General features: G+C 67.8%; 16 protein-coding genes and 1 pseudogene. 11 read left to right on the top strand and 6 right to left on the bottom strand.

The window, feature by feature from the left end:
• Nucleotides 1–3: 3 nt before the first annotated feature.
• Together CFB82_RS23770 and CFB82_RS23765 are read left to right on the top strand one after the other, a co-directional pair.
• Complete coding sequence (locus CFB82_RS23770) at nt 4–1,101, top strand: OpgC domain-containing protein (protein WP_089448440.1); 1,098 nt, start codon at nt 4–6, stop codon at nt 1,099–1,101.
• Nucleotides 1,102–1,162: 61 nt separating this feature from the next.
• On the top strand, nt 1,163–2,098 hold the full coding sequence (locus CFB82_RS23765; protein ID WP_089447907.1) for an alpha/beta hydrolase: 936 nt from the start codon (nt 1,163–1,165) through the stop codon (nt 2,096–2,098).
• Between the two features lie 140 nt (nt 2,099–2,238).
• Here the strand turns inward: CFB82_RS23765 and CFB82_RS23760 are convergent, their stop codons facing one another.
• A complete protein-coding gene (locus tag CFB82_RS23760; protein ID WP_089485525.1) occupies nt 2,239–3,453 on the bottom strand; it encodes an FAD-dependent monooxygenase in 1,215 nt (404 codons plus the stop codon).
• Between the two features lie 166 nt (nt 3,454–3,619).
• Here CFB82_RS23760 and CFB82_RS23755 point away from each other — a divergent pair, with 166 nt between their 5' ends.
• The 3 genes from CFB82_RS23755 (at nt 3,620) to CFB82_RS23745 (ending at nt 5,681) form a co-directional block, all read left to right on the top strand.
• Nucleotides 3,620–4,564 (top strand): LysR family transcriptional regulator, encoded by a 945-nt coding sequence (locus CFB82_RS23755; protein WP_089485524.1) that lies wholly within the window; start codon nt 3,620–3,622, stop codon nt 4,562–4,564.
• Between the two features lie 140 nt (nt 4,565–4,704).
• The gene (locus tag CFB82_RS23750) at nt 4,705–5,463 is read left to right on the top strand and encodes an SDR family oxidoreductase (RefSeq protein WP_089485523.1); all 759 of its coding nucleotides are present in this window, start codon (nt 4,705–4,707) and stop codon (nt 5,461–5,463) included.
• Between the two features lie 14 nt (nt 5,464–5,477).
• A complete protein-coding gene (locus CFB82_RS23745) occupies nt 5,478–5,681 on the top strand; it encodes a cupin domain-containing protein (RefSeq protein ID WP_089485522.1) in 204 nt (67 codons plus the stop codon).
• Nucleotides 5,682–5,762: 81 nt separating this feature from the next.
• On the opposite strand, the gene CFB82_RS23740 is transcribed toward CFB82_RS23745, so the two are convergent.
• Complete coding sequence (locus CFB82_RS23740; RefSeq protein ID WP_240159214.1) at nt 5,763–6,098, bottom strand: H-NS histone family protein; 336 nt, start codon at nt 6,096–6,098, stop codon at nt 5,763–5,765.
• Between the two features lie 332 nt (nt 6,099–6,430).
• On the opposite strand from CFB82_RS23740, the gene CFB82_RS23735 reads away from it, so the two are divergent.
• Nucleotides 6,431–7,057 (top strand): TetR/AcrR family transcriptional regulator, encoded by a 627-nt coding sequence (locus CFB82_RS23735; protein ID WP_089485521.1) that lies wholly within the window; start codon nt 6,431–6,433, stop codon nt 7,055–7,057.
• Between the two features lie 184 nt (nt 7,058–7,241).
• On the opposite strand, the gene CFB82_RS23730 is transcribed toward CFB82_RS23735, so the two are convergent.
• Nucleotides 7,242–8,114 (bottom strand): NmrA family NAD(P)-binding protein, encoded by an 873-nt coding sequence (locus tag CFB82_RS23730; RefSeq protein WP_089485520.1) that lies wholly within the window; start codon nt 8,112–8,114, stop codon nt 7,242–7,244.
• 86 nt (nt 8,115–8,200) lie between these two features.
• Here CFB82_RS23730 and CFB82_RS23725 point away from each other — a divergent pair, with 86 nt between their 5' ends.
• Entirely contained in the window at nt 8,201–9,130 is a 930-nt protein-coding gene (locus tag CFB82_RS23725) for a LysR family transcriptional regulator (RefSeq protein WP_256990453.1), read from the top strand.
• Nucleotides 9,131–9,358: 228 nt separating this feature from the next.
• Here CFB82_RS23725 and CFB82_RS23720 read toward each other — a convergent pair whose 3' ends face one another.
• Both CFB82_RS23720 and CFB82_RS23715 read right to left on the bottom strand, forming a co-directional pair.
• Nucleotides 9,359–10,453, bottom strand: a complete 1,095-nt coding sequence (locus CFB82_RS23720; RefSeq protein WP_069251854.1) for a potassium channel family protein — start codon at nt 10,451–10,453, stop codon at nt 9,359–9,361.
• 82 nt (nt 10,454–10,535) lie between these two features.
• The gene (locus CFB82_RS23715; RefSeq protein ID WP_089485518.1) at nt 10,536–11,870 is read right to left on the bottom strand and encodes an NAD(P)/FAD-dependent oxidoreductase; all 1,335 of its coding nucleotides are present in this window, start codon (nt 11,868–11,870) and stop codon (nt 10,536–10,538) included.
• Between the two features lie 223 nt (nt 11,871–12,093).
• On the opposite strand from CFB82_RS23715, the gene CFB82_RS23710 reads away from it, so the two are divergent.
• Both CFB82_RS23710 and CFB82_RS23705 read left to right on the top strand, forming a co-directional pair.
• On the top strand, nt 12,094–12,948 hold the full coding sequence (locus CFB82_RS23710; RefSeq protein ID WP_006485970.1) for a helix-turn-helix domain-containing protein: 855 nt from the start codon (nt 12,094–12,096) through the stop codon (nt 12,946–12,948).
• Nucleotides 12,949–13,075: 127 nt separating this feature from the next.
• A complete protein-coding gene (locus CFB82_RS23705) occupies nt 13,076–14,743 on the top strand; it encodes an ATP-binding domain-containing protein (protein ID WP_089485517.1) in 1,668 nt (555 codons plus the stop codon).
• A gap of 56 nt (nt 14,744–14,799) precedes the next feature.
• On the opposite strand, the gene CFB82_RS23700 is transcribed toward CFB82_RS23705, so the two are convergent.
• Nucleotides 14,800–16,359 carry a methyl-accepting chemotaxis protein gene (locus tag CFB82_RS23700; protein WP_089485516.1) on the bottom strand — a complete coding sequence of 520 codons (1,560 nt, stop codon included), beginning with the start codon at nt 16,357–16,359 and terminating at the stop codon, nt 14,800–14,802.
• A 229-nt stretch (nt 16,360–16,588) separates the two neighbouring features.
• Here CFB82_RS23700 and CFB82_RS23695 point away from each other — a divergent pair.
• Both CFB82_RS23695 and CFB82_RS23690 read left to right on the top strand, forming a co-directional pair.
• A pseudogene (locus tag CFB82_RS23695) lies at nt 16,589–17,608 on the top strand (MFS transporter); the annotation flags it as partial.
• Nucleotides 17,609–17,620: 12 nt separating this feature from the next.
• On the top strand, nt 17,621–17,854 hold a 234-nt coding region (locus CFB82_RS23690; RefSeq protein WP_218829056.1), incomplete at its 3' end, for a hypothetical protein.

Genomic DNA, 17,854 nt, shown 5'->3' with positions numbered 1-17,854 from the left:
CCGATGACCGCACCGGCCCGGGCCGGCCGCTACGCCGAGCTCGATTTCTTCCGCGGCCTCGTGCTGCTCGTCATCGTCGTCGACCACATCGGCGGCAGCATCCTGTCGCGCGTGACGCTGCACGCTTACGCGCTGTGCGACGCGGCCGAGGTCTTCGTGTTCCTCGGCGGCTTTGCCACCGCGATCGCGTACAACTCGCTCGCCGAACGTCACGACGAAGCCGCCGCGCGCCAGCGCTTCATCCGGCGCGCGTTCGAGATCTACCGCGCGTTCCTCGTGACGGCCGGCCTGATGCTGCTGATCACGGCCGCGCTGAACGCATTCGCGATCGACGGCCCGAACATGCCGACCAACGATCTCGACGGCCTGCTTCACAAGCCGCTCGCCGCGCTGCGCGACATCCTGCTGTTCCGCCGCCAGCCGTACCTCGCGTCGGTGCTGCCGATGTACGCGTTCTTCGCGCTACTCGTGCCGCTCGCGCTGCCGCTCGCCCGCACGCAGCCGTGGCTGCTGCTCGCGTTCAGCGGGTCGCTGTGGGTCGCCGCGCCGCACGTCGCGCGCTTTTTGCCGACCGTCGAAGGCGCGCCGTGGGACTTCAATCCGTTCGCATGGCAGTTCCTGTTCGTGCTCGGCGTGATCGCGCGCTGCCAGCCCGTCTACCAGACGCTCGCGCCGAAGCCGCAGGGCTGGCTGCTGACGGCCGCGGCGCTCGCGATCGTCGCGGCCGGCGCGTACTACCGGCTGCGCATCGAGCCGTTCCCGACCGATCCGTCGATCAAGCAGAACCTCGGCGCGCTGCGGCTCGCGAACTTCCTCGCGATCGCATGGCTCGCGGCCAAGCTGGTCCACCTCGGCTGGATGAAGAAGGTCGCGCACGCGATGCCGTGGATCGGCACGATCGGCCGGCAGGGGCTGCTGTGCTTCGTCGCGGGCACCGCCATCTCGCTCGCGGTCGATTCGGTGCTCTACCAGGCGACCGAAGGCTATCTCGACGTGAAGCTCGGCCTGATTGCCGACGTCGTTGCGATGGGCCTGCTGTATCTCGTCGCCAAACTCTACGGGCCGCTCGTCGCGCGGCTGCCGTTCCGTTCGCGGCGATGACGCGCCGCGCCGTCACGCGCCGCTGCTACGATAGCCGGCGCCTCTCCTGAAACGATTCGCCATGCGCCGACTCGCCCTTCCGTTCGCCCTCGCCCTGATCGCCGGCTCCATCGCCACCGCCCGCGCCACGCCGCCCGCGCCGGTGGCAGCGCCCGCGCCGCCGCCGCCGGCCGTCCAGACCGCGACGACCCCGTCGGCCGCCCAGGAGCCCGCGCTCAATCCGGGCAGCAGCATCGTGCTGCGCACGTTCCGGTCGGCGTCGCTGAAGCGCGACTGGTCGTACACGGTCTACCTGCCGCCCGGCTACAACCCGGAAGGCGCGCGCTACCCGGTGATGTACCTGCTGCACGGCAATGCCGGCAACGCGAACGACTGGGTCACGCAGGGCCGGCTGCAGGCCACCGCCGACACGCTGATCGAGCGCCGCGAGATCCCGCCGGTCGTGATCGTGATGCCGCAGGGCGGCACCGACTGGTACGTCGACCGCAAGGAGAAGATGCAGAGCGCGTTCCTCAACGACCTGCTGCCCGAGGTGGAAGCGCACTTCGCGGTGTCGAACCAGCGCGCGGGCCGCGCGATCGGCGGCGTGTCGATGGGCGGCTTCGGCGCGCTGCGCTTCTCGCTGCTCGAACCCGGGCTGTTCTGCGGCGCGATGCTGCTGAGCCCCGCGATCTACGCGAACGAGCCGCCGCTCAATTCCGCCGCGCGCTACGTCGGTGTGTTCGGCGACCGGCAGTTCGACCCGCGCGTATGGCACGAGCTCAACTACCCGGCGCTGATGCGCGGCTATTTCGCGCGCAGCTGGCGAATCCCGATGTTCATCGCGGCCGGCGACGACGACCTGACCATCCAGGCCGAATCGAGCGTGCTGTTCACGCACCTGCGCCGCGCGCAAAACCCGGCCGAGCTGCGCATCGTCGACGGCGGGCATACGTGGGACGTATGGCGCGGGCTGCTCGGGCAGGGGTTGAAGTACGCGCTCGAATGCGTGAAGTGACGGCGGGCGGGCACGGCCCCACCCGTTTTCGTCATGCTGGCCGTTGATCGCCAAGCCGCGGGCGGTCAATCAGTCTCATATCCTGCGCACACCACCTCGAGGCGTCTGTCGCGCCTGACAGCGTGCGCGAGACTGCGAGGTCAAAGCCACGTGCCGCCCTGCCGTTCGCTCGGCTCCCCGGCCAGCGCGTCGAAATCGTGAATCCAGTCCAGGTGATGCAGCACGCTGTCGCGCTCGGCCAGACGCGCATTGCGCGCCCGCGCGGCCGGCCCGTCGGGCAGGTGCAGCACATCGGCCACGGAGATCGATGCGTACTGCACCTTGCGCGTGCGGCCGCGACGCAGCCGCTCGTACGCTTCCTGCGCTTCGCGCCAGTTGCCCGGCCCGGCCTGCGCCAGTTGCGCGGCCAGTACCACCGCATCCTCGATCGACTGATTCGCGCCTTGCCCGTGGTGCGGCACCATCGCATGCGCGGCGTCGCCGATTAGCGTCACGCGCCCGCGGCTCCAGCGGCCGAGCGGCGGCCGGTGGAACAGCCCCCAGCGCTGGCTGATCGGCACGGCGGTGATCATCTGCACCACCGCCGGATGCCAGTCCCGGAACACGCGCAGTTGCTCGCCCTCTTCCGACGGCATCACCCAGTCGCGCGACGGCCACGGTGACGGATGGCGCTCGACCAGCAGGAAATTCTGGTCGCCTTCGTCGCCGATCGGATAGTGCAGCAGGTGCCCGTGCGGCCCGATCCAGTACTGCAGCGTTTCGGGATCGGGCAGCAGGCTCAGCCGCGCGGCCGGCACCACGCCGCGAAAACCCGAACACCCCGAATACAGCGCATCGTCGTAGCCGAGCATCCAGCGCCGCGTGATCGAGCGCGCGCCGTCCGCGCCGATCACGAGATCGGCGTCGACGCGCACACCGTTGTCGAACGACAGCGTGACGCGATCGGGATGCTGCGCGAGATCGGTCAGCCGATGGCCCAGATGGATAGAGTCGAGGCCGACCGCCCTGGACAGCAGCGCCTGAAGATCCGCGCGATGCACGCCCCAGTACGCGCCGCCGAACTGCCGGCGATAGTCGGGGGCGCCGCGATGATGGCCGATCACCGCGCCGCTGCGGCCGTCGCGATAGACGAGCCCCGGGATGTCCGCGCACACCGCGTCGAAGGCCGCCCGCAATCCCATGCGTTCGTAGAAGCGCGTCGCATTGGCCGACAGCGCGACGGCCGCGCCGACTTCGCGCAGCACCTCCGTCTGTTCATAGAGCTGCGCGTCGATGCCGTGCTCGCGCAGCGCAAGCGCGAGCGTCAGGCCGCCGATCCCGGCGCCGACGATCGCAATCTTCAGGTTCGTCTGCATGATGAAGGTGTCTCCGATGTTCCGATGTGGGGTCTGCGGCGTGCGCTGCGGTCATGTCGATTGCACGGGCCGTATCGGCATTCTCGGGAGCCGACTTTCATCCCGCAATAAAATGACCGGAATCTGCTTCATCACTGAATGCAATGAACCCGGCGAGGCCCGACCCATGGAACTGAGCGATATCGACCTCAACCTGCTGCTGCTTTTCCAGCGGCTGATGCAGGAACGGCGCGTGTCGAGCGTCGCCGAGCAGATGAACATGAGCCAGCCGGGCGTGAGCAATGCACTCGCGAAGCTGCGCCGCCGGCTCGGCGATCCGCTGTTCGTGCGCGGGCCCGGTGGCGTGGTGCCGACGCCGTTCGCGCTGCGCCTCGCGGAACCCGTATCGCACGCGCTCGCGACGCTGCACGCCGCGCTCAACCCCGAGACCGGTTTCGATCCGCAGCGCGCCGCGCGCACGCTGACGATCGGCATGACCGACATCGGCGAAGTCGTGTTCCTGCCCGCGCTGCTCGAACACCTGTCGCAAGCGGCGCCGGGCATCGCGCTCAATACCGTGCGCGACACGAGCGTCAACCTCGGCGACGAAATGGCCGATGGCCGCGTCGATCTCGCGATCGGCCTGCTGCCGCAGCTCAAGGGCGGCTTCTATCAGCGCCGGCTGTTCGATCAGCGCTATGTGTGCCTGTTCCGGCGCGGGCATCCGCTCGAGGACGCGCCGCTGACGGTCGACGTGTGGCGCAATGCCGAGCATCTGGTCGTGGTGTCGGCCGGCACCGGTCACGGGCAGGTGGACGAATGGCTGAAGCGCCGCCGCGTGGCGCGCCAGGTGCGGCTCACGGTGCCGCATTTCATGAGCGTCGGCTATATCCTGCAGCGCACCGACCTGATCGCGACGGTGCCCGAGCATCTCGCGCAGCAGCTCGCCGCACCGTTTTCGCTGGGCTGGCGCGCATTGCCCGTCACAGTGCCGGGCGCGTCGATTCACATGCTCTGGCATACGCGGGTCAATCAGGACGAAGGGAACAAGTGGCTGCGCGGCGTGGTGGTCGATCTGTTTGCGGAGTCAGGCACGCGAGCGCGGAAGGCCATGCCTGGCCGGAAGAGGTAGTCGACGTGATCGCGCAATCGAGCGTGCTTAACGCTATCGATTGAATCCATGCACCGCGCATTTCGACTACATTGCCGAAGTGGCGATGATCCCGGTCGTCGGCCACCTCGCCCCTCTTTCAACCCGCAGGAAATCAAGCCATGTCTGTCTCCACGAAATTCGCGGCCGTCACCGGCGCCGGCTCCGGCATCGGTCGCGCGGCGGCCGTCGCGCTCGCCCAGGCCGGTTTCACCGTCGCGCTGCTCGGACGTACCGAGGCATCGTTGCGCGACACGCAGGACGCGATCCGCACCGCCGGCGGCGACGCGCACGTGTTTCCTGCGGACGTCACCGACGAAGCATCGGTCGACCACGCGTTCGCCCGGATCGCGCAGCAGTTCGGCCGGCTCGACGTGCTGTTCAACAATGCCGGCCGCAACGCGCCTCCGGTTTCCCTCGACGAATACGAATTCGACGTGTGGAACAGCGTCGTCGCGACGAACCTGACCGGTGTCTTCCTGTGTGCGCGGGCCGCGTGGCGCCTGATGAAAGCGCAAACGCCGCAGGGCGGCCGGATCATCAACAACGGCTCGATCTCGGCGCATGCGCCGCGCCCCGACACGATCGCGTACACGGCCACCAAGCATGCGGTGACCGGGATCACCAAGTCGCTGGCGCTCGACGGCCGCCGCTACAACATCGCGTGCGGCCAGATCGACATCGGCAACGCAGCGACGTCGCTCACGGAACGGATGACGCAAGGCGTCCCGCAGGCCGACGGCAGCCTCGCGCCCGAAGCGCGCATGGACGTCACGCATGTCGCGAACGCGATCGCCCAGATGGCGAACCTGCCGCTGGACACGAACATCCTGAACATGACGATCATGGCGACGGCCATGCCGTTCGTCGGCCGGGGATAAGACAGTTCGGCCGGATGATCACGCTGCGCATGCAGGTCGACGTGCGCACGGTGGATGAAGCCGACGGGCTCGCCGGTCACGAGGGCGACGAGTTCTGCCATGTGCCGTCGGGCGAACTGGAACTGCACTTTGCGCACGGCGAGCCGAGGCGGCTGCGCGCCGGTGAAAGCGCTCTTCTCGTCACATCGGCGGCATGCGTACGTGGCGCCATCGCCTGAAGGCGCGACGCTGCTGGTGATGCTGACGCCGCCGGGTCAGGCACCGGCGAAGCCGCTGGCGCCGTAGCCCGGCGCCGTCCGTCAACGGGTTCGGGTTTTCTTGCCGGTGGACGGCGGCTTGACGATGACGAACTGACGACGATCCTTGCCCCTGATCCACAGCGGCGCATTGCCGCGCCCGCTCCACTCCTTCCCGCTCGCCGGATCGCGATAGCGCGCCGGCAGCGCTTTCACGATGTACGAACCCCGGCTGCCGTTGCGGCCGACCAGGTCGCGATGCTTGATCGCGTAGGTATCCATCAGCGAGTGAACCTCCGCGATCGCATCGACGCGTTCGCGCGCGCGTGCGCGCTCGATTTCCTCGTCCAGTTCGGCCAGCTCGACTACGAGCTGCGCATAGGTCTTGCTCGCGCTCATCTTCTGCTTCCTGCCCCGAATCCGTATCTGCATGCGAACCGACATGATTCGCATGACTAACTGACTGTTTCACGACGCCCCGTGACGGCCACATTCACTCGATCGGCAAGCGGCTCGCGTCGGCGTATCGAAGCACGCGACACGAGAGCAACGACACGCCGCCACGCACCGGCACACAGTGCGCGCCCCGCGTCGACACGAACGTCCTCCCGGGGATCCCCGTTGCAGACATTCGGCGACACAATCGCGCCCTGCGTTTCAAATATCGAGTGATATTTGAAACGCGATCGTAATGGTATCTATCTCAAATATCAACTGATATCCTTGCGACCATGAACATGGCCTCCCGTCCCCCGCGGCTGACCCGCGAAGAAAGCCGCTTGCAGACCCGCGCCCATTTGCTCGCCGCGGCGAAGCGGCTGTTCGTCGACCGCGGGTTCGGCGCCACGTCGCTCAGGGATATCGCGGCCGAGGCCGGCTATACGCAGGGCGCGTTCTATTCGAACTTCGCAAGCAAGGAGGCGTTGTTCATCGAGCTGATACGGGAGCGTTCAAAGACGCAAGTGGCCGACATCGCCCGGGCGCTGAGCGATCCGTCCGCGTCCGGGGAGGACATATTGAATGCGCTGGAGGTCTGGTCGCGGACCGTCGATGCCGAGCCCGAGTGGTCGGTGCTGGGCGTCGAGTTCAAGCTTCAGGGGCGACGCAACCCCGCTTTTGCCGTCGCGTCGCAGGCGTTGCTGGACGCCCATCGCGATGGCCTCGCCTATTGCATCGAACAGATTTTCGCACGGCTGAAGAAGGTGCCGCCCGAACCGCCGGCCGTCCTGGCCGTTGCGTTCATGGGTCTCTCGCAGGGCCTGTCGCTGCAGCAGTCGATCCTGTCCGAGGTGCCGATCGGGCACATGATCATGGTGTTCCTGCGCAGCCTGCTGGCCGTGGCCGAACCCGTGCGTTGACCGGGGAAGGTCGCGGGCGACAGGGAAATGACCGGCTCCGCGATGGAGCCGGATCGCACATGTTGCCGTTCGGTCCGTTGCGGCCGTTCGACATGCGCGATGGCGCCCATATCCGGGCAGTGCCGCGGCACCGCTCACGAACGCCGCGATGTCACGGCGGCTCGCCGCCTGCGGACGTGCGGCATCACGCCCGCAGAATCGCCTCGGCGACCTCTTCGAACGGCACGCGCCCTTGCCGAAGCTCGACCGTATCGTCGCTCCCGAAGTCGATGTGGCCGCTGTTCAGCCCGTGATTAAGTTCGATGAATCCGTTGATCGCCACGCTCGAGAACGGATTCATCGCGAGTACCGCAGCCCACTCCGCTGGCTCGAGCGCCACCGGCCGCACCGGTCGATTCAGCGCGCGCGCAAAGATTGCCGCGATGTCGGCGGGCGAATATGCAACCGGCCCTTCCAGGCCGATCTTCCGGATGCCCGCCCAGTCTTCACGCAGGAGGTCCGCCGCGATGCGGCCGATATCCTCGGTCGCGACCATTGGAATGGCGCGCTCGACCGGCACCAGCAGGCTCGGCAGGATGCCTTGTGTACGCGCCGGATCGACGACGCGCGCCCAGTTTTCCATGAAATACGCCGCGCGCAGGAACACGACCGGCATACCCAGTTCAGCCAGCCGTTGCTCGGCCGTGCGGTTGGTTCCGATCACGCCGGTGCCGTCCAGTCGATCGGCACCAACCGACGACAGCAGCACGAGTTTCGGCAAGCCCGCCGCGCGCACCGCTTCGGCGACAGCGCGCGCCGTCACGTCCGCGTGTTCGAACAGGTTCTCCAGTGCATAGTTGGGCGGTTTGACCAGATACGCGCCGTGCGCGCCGACGAATGCGCGCGTCAACGCGGCAGCGTCGGCCAGATCGGCAACCGCCACTTCCGCGCCCTGCGCAGCCCAGCGCGCCGCCTTCGCGCGATCGCGCACGACCACCCGCACCGTGACGCCCGCATCGATCAGCGCCTGGGCCGCGACGGCTCCCGTGCGCCCGGTAACACCCGTAACGACGAACATGTGGTCTCCCGACAGCCGCTCCACCCGTTGGAGCGATGGCTTCGATGATGTACGCTGGCTTCACATAACTCAAATGCATACCGATCATGTCCAGCATGCACGAAGTGGATTTGCGTGCCGTCGACCTCAACCTGCTCAAGCTGCTCGACGCATTGCTCAAGGAACGCAGCGTCACACGCGCCGGCGTGCGACTCGGCCTGACGCAGCCGGCGGCAAGCCGCGCGCTGGGCCGGCTGCGCACGCTGCTCGGCGATCGCATCGTCGTGCGTACGCCCAAGGGGCTGGAGTTCACGCCGCGCGCGGCGTCGCTCGCCTTGCGCGTGTCGCGCGTGCTGACGGAAGCGGCCAGCATCGTCGCGCCGGCCGAATTCGATCCGGCCACCGCACGCGGGCAGTTCTCGATCGCGAGCCTCGATCACATGGCGCTGACGCTGATACCTGGCGTGAATGCGCGGCTGGAACGGCACGCGCCTGGAATGGATCTCGACGTGCCGCCGTCACGCGGCAACAACGTCGAACTCGTGGTGGACGGCACGGCCGGTATCGCGCTCGGCGCGTTCGACGACGACACCCTGCCCGCCGGCGTCTATCGTCGAAAGCTTTACGACGACAGCCTGGTCTGCATCATGCGCAACGGACATCCGGCGCTGTCCGCGCGGCTGACGCCGAAGCGTTTCGCTGCGCTGTCGCACGTGCTGGTGACGATCGGCGGCCGCGGCGGCGAACTGGTCGACGCGGCCCTCGCGCGGCAAGGGTTGCACCGGCGCATCGCGATGCGGCTGCCGCATTTTCTGGTGGCGCCGATGGTCGTCGCGAAGAGCGACATGACGGTGGTCGTGCCGCGCCGTCTCGCGCAGCACGTCGCGCAGTCGATGCCGGTCACGCTTGCCGAATTGCCGGTCGAGGTCGCACCGTTCGCGTTGACGATGATCTGGCACGAGCGCACGCACGACGACCCGGCGTACGGATGGCTGCGCCGGCAGATCGCGGAGATTGCGCAGGACATGGCGCCGTAACGCTCGACCGCTCATGGCGTATGGAAACCACCCAACCGATGCACGCCACGCGTGCGCGAACGGCGGCGATTTCCTTGCGTGTTGTCCGATCAAGTGCCTACGGCGCGTTACACCTGGCCGACGCTGATTGCCTGCATCGCGCCTACACGACAAGGAGCACATCGACACTCGCGCGACAAGACATCCTCAAGCGTTTGGAAACATGCCCCTTTACTCGACACCGAAAGCTCAAACATCCGGATCCGGTATCCGCGCCGACTGAATCACGACCAGCGTGTCCCCCTTCTCGATCCGGCACGGCGGATCTTCATAGAACGAAAAGATCTTCCCGCATCGATCGAGCCCGACGACGATCGCGCCCGGCACGACGTTCGTCATGCAGCCGACCTCCTGCGGCATCGCCTCGCGCTCCAGCAGCGTCGCGCGGCCGCGCGTCGACAGCATGTCGTTCACGAACGGCACGATGTAGCGGCTATGCACGGCATCCGCGAGCAGCAGCGCGCCGATCTTCGTCGACGACACGATCACGTCGGCGCCCGCCTGCCGCAGTTGCCGCTGGTACAGGTTCTCCTGGATCCGCACGACGATCTTCGTATCGGGCGCGATGCTGCGCACCGACAACGTGAGCAGGATCGCGGTCGGATCGTCCGTCACCGAAATGATCACGGCCTTCGCTTCACGCACCTGTGCCTGCTGCAGCAGATCCTCGTGCGCGGGATCGCCGAGCAATCCCGCCACGCCGAGCGACGTCGCGGCCTCGATCGCCTGCTGCTGCGAATCGATCACGATGAGCGTCGCCGGATCGACGCCGCTCTCGAGCAGTTCGCGCACCGCGATCGAGCCGGACAGGCCATAGCCGCAGACGACGATGTGATCGGACAATTGCTTCTGCAGGCGTTTCATGCGGAATTCCTCGATGACGCGCTGGATCACGAACTGATACGCCGTGCCCAGGAAAATGAACCAGATGACGATGCGGATCGGCACGATGAAGAACGCATCGATCAGGCGCGCCCGCGCAGTGACGGGCACGATGTCGCCGTAGCCGACCGTCGCGACCGTGACCATCGTGAAGTACACGAGATCGGCGACGGTCATCGGCGTGCTCTTGGTCGAATCGCGCAACCCGTCGCGATCGAGATACAGCACGAGGAACGCGAGCGTGCACAGCAGCACGACCGCGCCGATCCGGAACAGCAGCGTGCGCCGCGGCGACGTCGCGGGACGCGTGAACAGCGTGCGCGCACGCGGCGCCTGCCACGGGTTGCGGGCACGACGCAGGCGTGAGCGCAACGAGCGGCGCTGGGCGGAGGGCGAAGCCAACGGGGAATCTCCTGAAGGATGCGGGCTCGATTCTACGATGGGTCGGTCGCGGCCGGCCGACGTCATCGCATCGATGCGTCGGTTACAGCATGCTGCGCGGCCGCATCATCGTGCCGTCGACGAAGCGCTGCGCGCGAAACGCCGACAGGTCGAGCGACGGCGCACCCGTGTCGATCCATTCGGCCAGCAGCCGCCCGACGATCGGCCCCATCGCGAAACCGTGCCCGCAGAACCCCGTCGCAATCGCGAGCCCGGACGGCGCGCCCGGCGCATCGATCACCGGAATGCCGTCGGGCAGCACGTCGATCAGGCCGGCCCAGGCCTCGACGATCTGCGCGTTCTTCAGCGCGGGAAAGATCGCCTTGAGCTTCGCGAGCGCGCGCGGCGCATGCGCGCGATTCGGCTGCGGCTGCGGATCGCGCGGCTCGATCGGCCCGGCCGCCCCGTTGATGCGGGCCAGCGCATCGCGCCACGCGGCCCCGTTCACGTGCAGCCGGAATTTGTCGCGCTGCGACCAGAACTCCGGCCAGAACAGGCTCAATCCGCGCAGGTGGCCGAGCGTCAGGTCGACGTCGACCTGCGTGTCGTCGGCGAGATTGATCGCTCCGTTCTTGCGCTGCCGGATACCGAGGCCGTGGCCCCACACCGTCGACGCCGACACCGGCGGCACCACGTTGGTGCGCATGCAGGTGCCGCGCACGGCCTGTTGCGGGAGCCGGATGCCGACGCCATCGAGCAGCCGGAAGCTGGTCGCACCGGCCGCGCAGATCACGCGCCGCGTGCGGATCGTGCCGCGCTCGGTCACGACGCCGACCACTGCACCGCCGGCCGTCTCGATCGCGGTCACGCCGCAGCCTTCGAAGAAGCGCGCCCCCGCCTCGGCGGCACGCGCGGCGAACGCGGCGGCCACGCGACGCGGCTCGGCCTGCCCGTCGGTCGCGGTGTACAGTCCGCCGAGCGTGCGTGCCTGCGGCGAAAGGCCGCTGACGCGCTCGTCGATCTGCGCGCGCGTCAGCGTGCGCGTGTCGAGCCCGTGCTCGCGCGCGACGGCGAGCCACGCGTTGAACGACGCCCAGTCCGTTTCGTTGTCCGCAATATAAAGACAGCCGCCCTGCCGCCATTCGAGATCGAAATCGAGGGTTTCCTCTAACGCTTCCCAGATCTTGATGCCGGCCATCATCAGCGGCACCTCGGCCGCTTCGCGACCCTGCTGCCGCACGAAGCCCCACGCATGGGTCGACTGCTGTCCGGCGATGCGCGACTTGTCGAGCACGACGGCCTTCAGGCCGCGCAGGCCCAGGTAATACGCGGCTGCGCAGCCCATGATGCCGGCGCCGGCGATCACGACGTCGGCTTCGTGCGGGAATGGCGTGTCGGCGAGGGTCAGGGCATCATGCAGCGGATAGGTTGTCGTCATTGTTTCCTGTCAGGCGTTAATGCATCCGAATGCGGCGGCGGCGGTAACGTCGTGACACACCTTTCACACAAACGCACGTTCCACCACGCTGAATAACGACCATTTTGCGGTAAAGTTATCTTTTCCGCGCGTGGCCGGTCGGCTCGCCCCTGGACGTCATGAAGACTGTCCGTCGAGACTGCCGCAAGGCGTCGTTCTGAACGTCACGATCCGTTCCCGTAGCATGACCACTGAAGCAATCACCACGGATTCCCTCGCGGTTGCCGAGCGCGTGCGCGAGCTGATGACCCGCAACGGCATCGGCAAGCGCCAGCAGACCACCGAGCTGTGCCGCATCCTCGACCTGAGTTTCTCGCAAGGCCACCGCAAACTGCGCGGCAGCAGCCCCTGGACGCTCGCGCAGATCAAGAAAGTCGCCGAAGCGTACGGCGAACCCGCCGCGCAGCTGTTCGGCGCGCAAACGCTCGACCCCGGCATGGTCGGCGCCTATTCACAGGAAGCCGTCCTCTACGCGGGCGTCGCCGAGATTCCGTGCACCGCCTGGATCGGCGCGCCGCTCGAAGCCGGCGCGCGCCCCGAATTCGTCGCGTATGAACAAAACGGCCGCTGGCGCGTGCTGCGCCACACCGGCGTGCTGTACCAGAACGCGTACGACGTACACAAGATCGAGATCTATCCGCGCCGCGCGGAGAGCGACAAGCTCGTCGTCGCGGTGATCGACCCCGATCGCGTCAGCGCGACCGAGCTGTGCCGCTATCTCGAACGCCAGGGTTTCGCGACCGCCGCATTCGACGGCCTCGCGCCGTTCGTCGACGCGCTGCAGGGCCAGGCGTTCGACGCGGTCCTCACCGAATGGCTGTTCGACGACAGCACGGCCGCCACCGCGATCAAGGCGGTGCGCACGTCCGACAACCCGGGCGCACCGATCTTCGTGCTGACCGGCGACCTGCTCACCGGCCGCGCGAGCGAAGCCGACATCAGCGAAGTGATCCGCGCGTTCGACGTCGTCTGCTACGAAAAGCCCGCGCGCATGGCGATCCTCAGCGCCGATCTCGCGAAACGGCTCGCCCGCGGGTAACGTCCCCGGGGCCGTTCTTCCTCCGGACGGCCGGCGTCCGCGCGGTACGGCGGTCGTGAACAGGTGCATAGCTCAGTACAATAGCCGCACCCGTTCACGCCCACGCCGGCATCCGCCGCCCGACGCCATGGCCCGCCTCATCCCCGACGACTGGAAAAGCCTCGCCGCGACCGGCGCGGCCGAACGCGAGCGCGAAACGCTCGCCGCGCTCGAACACGCGCTGCCCGACAGCTACACCGTGTATCACGGCGTGCACTGGACCCGCGCCGACCAGGCGTTCTCGGTATTCGGCGAGGCCGCGTTCGTCGTCGTGAGCCCGGCCGGCCGCGTGCTGCTGATCGAGCAGAAGGCCGGCTTCCTGCGCGAAACGCCGAAGGGGCTCGTGAAGGTCTATCTGCAGAAGGAACGCAATGTCCCGATCCAGCTCGCGCGCACGCAGGAAACGCTGCATCGGCGCCTGACGGCCGCGCTCGGCGCGGGTGTCTACGGCGTCGAGGCGCTGCTGTACTGCCCCGACTACTCGATCCGCGACGCGTCGATCGCCGGCGTCGCGGCCGACCGCATCGTCGATGCGTCGCGCAAGGCGCAGCTCGCGCAGGTGATCCTGCAGATCCTGCCCGAGGACGACGAACACTTTCCGAACGCGCCGAAGCTCCACCATTTCCTCGCGGACGAGCTCGCGCTCACGCCCGACACGAGCGCGCTCGTCGGGCAGGCCGGCACGCTCGTCACGCGGCTGTCGGGCGGGCTCGCCGCGTGGGCGCGCCAGCTCGAATTCGCGCCGTTCCGGCTGCGCGTCACCGGCACGGCCGGCTCGGGCAAGACGCAGCTCGCCGTGCAGGCGATGCGCGATGCGGTCGCGGCCGGCAAGCGCGTGCTCTACGTGTGTTTCAACCGGCCACTCGCCGACTACATCGCGCGCATCGCGCCGCCCGGCGCGAAAATCGCGAACTACCACCAGCTATGCGACTGGGTCGCGCGCGACGGCGGCTACACGCCCGACTTCCAGGTGCCCGGCGAATTCGAGCGGCTCGAGGCGCGCTTCGCCGAAACGCCGATTCCCGAGCACTGGCGCTTCGACGTGCTGGTCGTCGACGAAGGGCAGGATTTCCATGCGCCGTGGGCGGCCGCCCTGGAACGCCTGCTGGCGCCGGATGGCGCATGGTGGTGGCTGGAAGATCCGCTGCAGAACCTGTACATGCGCGAGCCCGTCGCGCTGCCGGGCTGGGTCACGCTGAAGGCGCTCACGAACTACCGCAGCCCGCGCGACCTGCTCGAATTCGTGCGCGACATCGTCGGCCGGGTCGAGCCGCTGGCGGCCGAGCTGCGCTCGGGCAGCCCGTTCGACGGTTCGGATCCGTCGGTGTCGTCGTACGGGGAAGAAGGCGCGTCGGGAGACGCACTGGCCGACGCCTGCATCGACGCGACCAAGCGGGCCATCACGCATGCGCTGTCGCTCGGCTTCCGCAAGCAGGACATCGCGGTGCTGTCGTATCGCGGCCGCGAGGGCTCGGTGCTCGCGCCGCTCGACCAGCTCGGCCCGCACCGGCTCAAGAGCTTCACCGGCAAGTACGACCTGTTCGGCAACCCGGAGTATCGCGAAGGCGACGTGCTGCTCGATTCGATCTACCGCTTCAAGGGCCAGTCGGCGCCGTGCGTGATCCTCACCGAGGTCGACTTCGACACGCTCGACGCGCGTGCCGCGCGCAAGCTGTTCGTCGGCGCGACGCGCGCGACGATGAAGCTGCTGATCGTCGCGTCGTCGCGCGCGGCCGCGCAACTCGCGGCCGTCTGATGTAACGGGCGGACGGCAGGCGGGCACGCGCCCGCCCCGTCGCCGCCCTCGGCCGATCAGGCGACGCGGAACGCGCCGACCGCGCGGCGCAGCCCGTCGGCCTGCTCTTCCAGCGATGCGGCGGCCGCCGCGGCCTGCTCGACGAGCGCCGCGTTCTGCTGCGACACCTGATCCATCTGCGACACCGCGCGGTTCACCTGCTCGATCCCGTCGCGCTGCTCGTTCGACGCGGCCGCGATCTCGGTCATGATGCCCGTCACGCGGCCGATCGCCTGCTGGATGTCCTGCATCGTCGCGCCCGCCGTGCCGACGAGCCGCGAGCCGGTCGCGACGCGTTCCACCGATTCGCCGATCAGCGTGCGGATTTCCTTCGCCGCCGACGCCGAGCGTTGCGCGAGCGTGCGCACCTCGCCCGCGACCACCGCGAAGCCGCGGCCCTGCTCGCCCGCGCGCGCGGCTTCGACTGCCGCATTCAGCGCGAGGATGTTGGTCTGGAACGCGATGCCCTCGATCGTGCCAATGATGTCGGCGACCTTCTGCGAGCTCTGGTCGATCTCGTTCATCGTGCCGATCACTTCGCCAACCACCGTCGCGCCGCGCGTGGCGATCTCGCTCGCGGTATCCGCGCAGGCCTGCGCTTGCATCGCATTGTCCGCGTTCTGCTTCACGGTCGCGGTGAGCTGCTCCATGCTCGCGGCCGTCTCCTGCAGCGCGGACGCCTGTTCCTCGGTGCGCTGCGACAGGTCGGTATTGCCGGCCGCGATCTGGTGCGTCGCCGTCGAGATCGCTTCGGAACCCTGGCTGACCTGGCGGACCGTATCCGCGAGGCTGCGCTGCATGCCGGTCACGCCCTTGACCAACTCGGCCATCTCGTCACGCGACGACCAGTGCACTTCCGACGTCAGGTCGCCGTCCGACAGGCGGCGGAAATGCGACAGCAGCCGGTTCACCGGCTGGGTGATCGCGTAATGCAGGCCGATCGCGCAGCCGAGGCACGCGGCCAGGCCGAACGCGATACCGGCGATCGCGCCGGCGCGCATCCAGCCGTAATAGGTCTGCGCGGTGTCGTAGACATCCTTGCCGCGTGCGACCTGGTATGCGTCGAGCGCATCGGTCGCCTGCGTGAGCGCGACCGACAGCGGCGGCGCAACCGACATCAGCAGCCGGTCGGCCTCGTCGCGACGGCCGTCGCGGACCGCGTCGATCATCGGCTTCAGCGCCTGCCCGATCAGCGCCTGGCGCGCGGCGTCGAGGCGGCTCGCGAGCGGGCCTTCGTCGCCGTCGTGCGGCATCGACGCGTAGCCGCGCCAGGCGGCGTCGGCCTTCCCGAGATAGCTCTCGGCCTTCTTGACGAGATCGGGCACTTCCGGCGCTTCCGGATGCAGCATCGCGCGGTCGAGCGTCGTGCGCACGATCGTCAGGTTCAGGCTGGCCGCCGACAGCGCGGTCTTCGCAGCCAGTTGCTGCGTATAAGCCTCGTCGAGTGCGCGGTTCGAGCTCTGCATGCCGGCGAGGCCGATCAGCCCCGACACGATGAGCAGCACGGCGACGAGGCCGAGCGTGGAGAAGATCCGCGTGCGGATCGAGAAACGGGAAAACAGGGCGTTCAGGTTCATGACGGGACGTGAGCGGTGAAAAGTGCCGCGGCAATCGGTCCGCAGCACTCTGGATTACGGTTTGCCTGCAAAAAACTTGAGTCCGTCCCCGCTTTCCCCTGATCCCGGTCAATTTTCCGGGCCGGCAATCTCCTGTTACGGCTGCAACACATCGAGGCTGGGCAGAAATTGACCCGTCAACTATCCATGGCTATATTCGACGCAATTCCCTGCCATGGCAGATAACTCGATGACAACCGACACCCTCCTCACTCCGCCGGCCGCCGAAACGGCCCGCCGCGACGCGCCGACCGGGCTGATCGTCGCCGCGCTGCTGCTCGTCATGCTGCTGTCCGCACTCGACCAGACGATCGTGTCGACCGCGCTGCCGACGATCGTCGGCGAGCTCGGCGGGCTCGACCAGTTGTCGTGGGTCGTCACTGCGTACCTGCTCTCCTCCACCGTCGTGCTGCCGCTGTACGGCAAGCTCGGCGACCTGTACGGCCGCAAGATCGTGCTGCAGGCCGCGATCGTGCTGTTCCTGGCGGGCTCCGCGCTGTGCGGCGTCGCGCAGGACATGACGCAGCTGATCGTGCTGCGGGCGCTGCAGGGGCTGGGTGGCGGCGGCCTGATGGTCGTCACGATGGCCGCGATCGGCGATCTGGTGCCGCCCGATCGCCGCGCGCGCTACCAGGGGATGTTCGGCGGCGTGTACGGCCTCGCGACGATCATCGGCCCGCTGCTCGGCGGCTTCCTGGTCGAGCACCTGTCGTGGCGCTGGATCTTCACGATCAACCTGCCGCTCGGCTTTCTCGCGCTTGCGGTGATCGGCGTCGCGTCCCGGCCGCACACCGCGCACGTGAAGCACCGGATCGACTACATGGGCGCCGCGTTCCTCGCCACCGCCCTCACCTGCGTGATCCTTTTCACCAGCGAAGGCGGCTCGCTGCTGCCGTGGACGTCGCCGCAGCTGTGGATGACGCTCGTGCTCGGCGTCGTCGCGATCGGCGGCTTCATTTACGAGGAACGGCTCGCGGCCGAGCCGATCATGCCGCTCGCGCTGTTCCGTCATCGCACCTTCGTGCTGGTCAGCCTGATCGGCTTCGTCGTCGGGATCGCGCTGTTCGGCTCGGTCACGTTCATCCCGCTCTACCTGCAGGTCGTGAAGGGCTCGACGCCGTCGCAGGCCGGGATGCAGCTGCTGCCGATGATGGGCGGGATGCTCGTGACGTCGATCGTCAGCGGCCGGCTGATCTCGCGGCTCGGCTCGTAAGCCTTCGACATGAAATGTCTCTACAATCATGGTTCGAACTGGACGGGACGAGCAACGAAGCTGATGGCATTGAAAGCGCTGGAACTGACGCAGGAAGAACGTACAAAGCTTGAAGCGATGGCGAGAAGCCGTCGTGATTGGCGAATACGAGACCGGTCGCGGACGATTCTGATGTTCAGCGACGGCGTGCGAGCGAAAGAGATCGCCAGACGACAGGAACTGACGTTGGAGGCGGTGTATGAG

Source organism: Burkholderia sp. HI2714 (genome assembly GCF_002223085.1).
In the GTDB taxonomy this organism is placed as follows: Bacteria; Pseudomonadota; Gammaproteobacteria; order Burkholderiales; family Burkholderiaceae; genus Burkholderia; species Burkholderia lata_D.
Note: the sequence above shows the minus strand (reverse complement) of the source record. Positions and strands in the feature narration are given on the sequence as shown.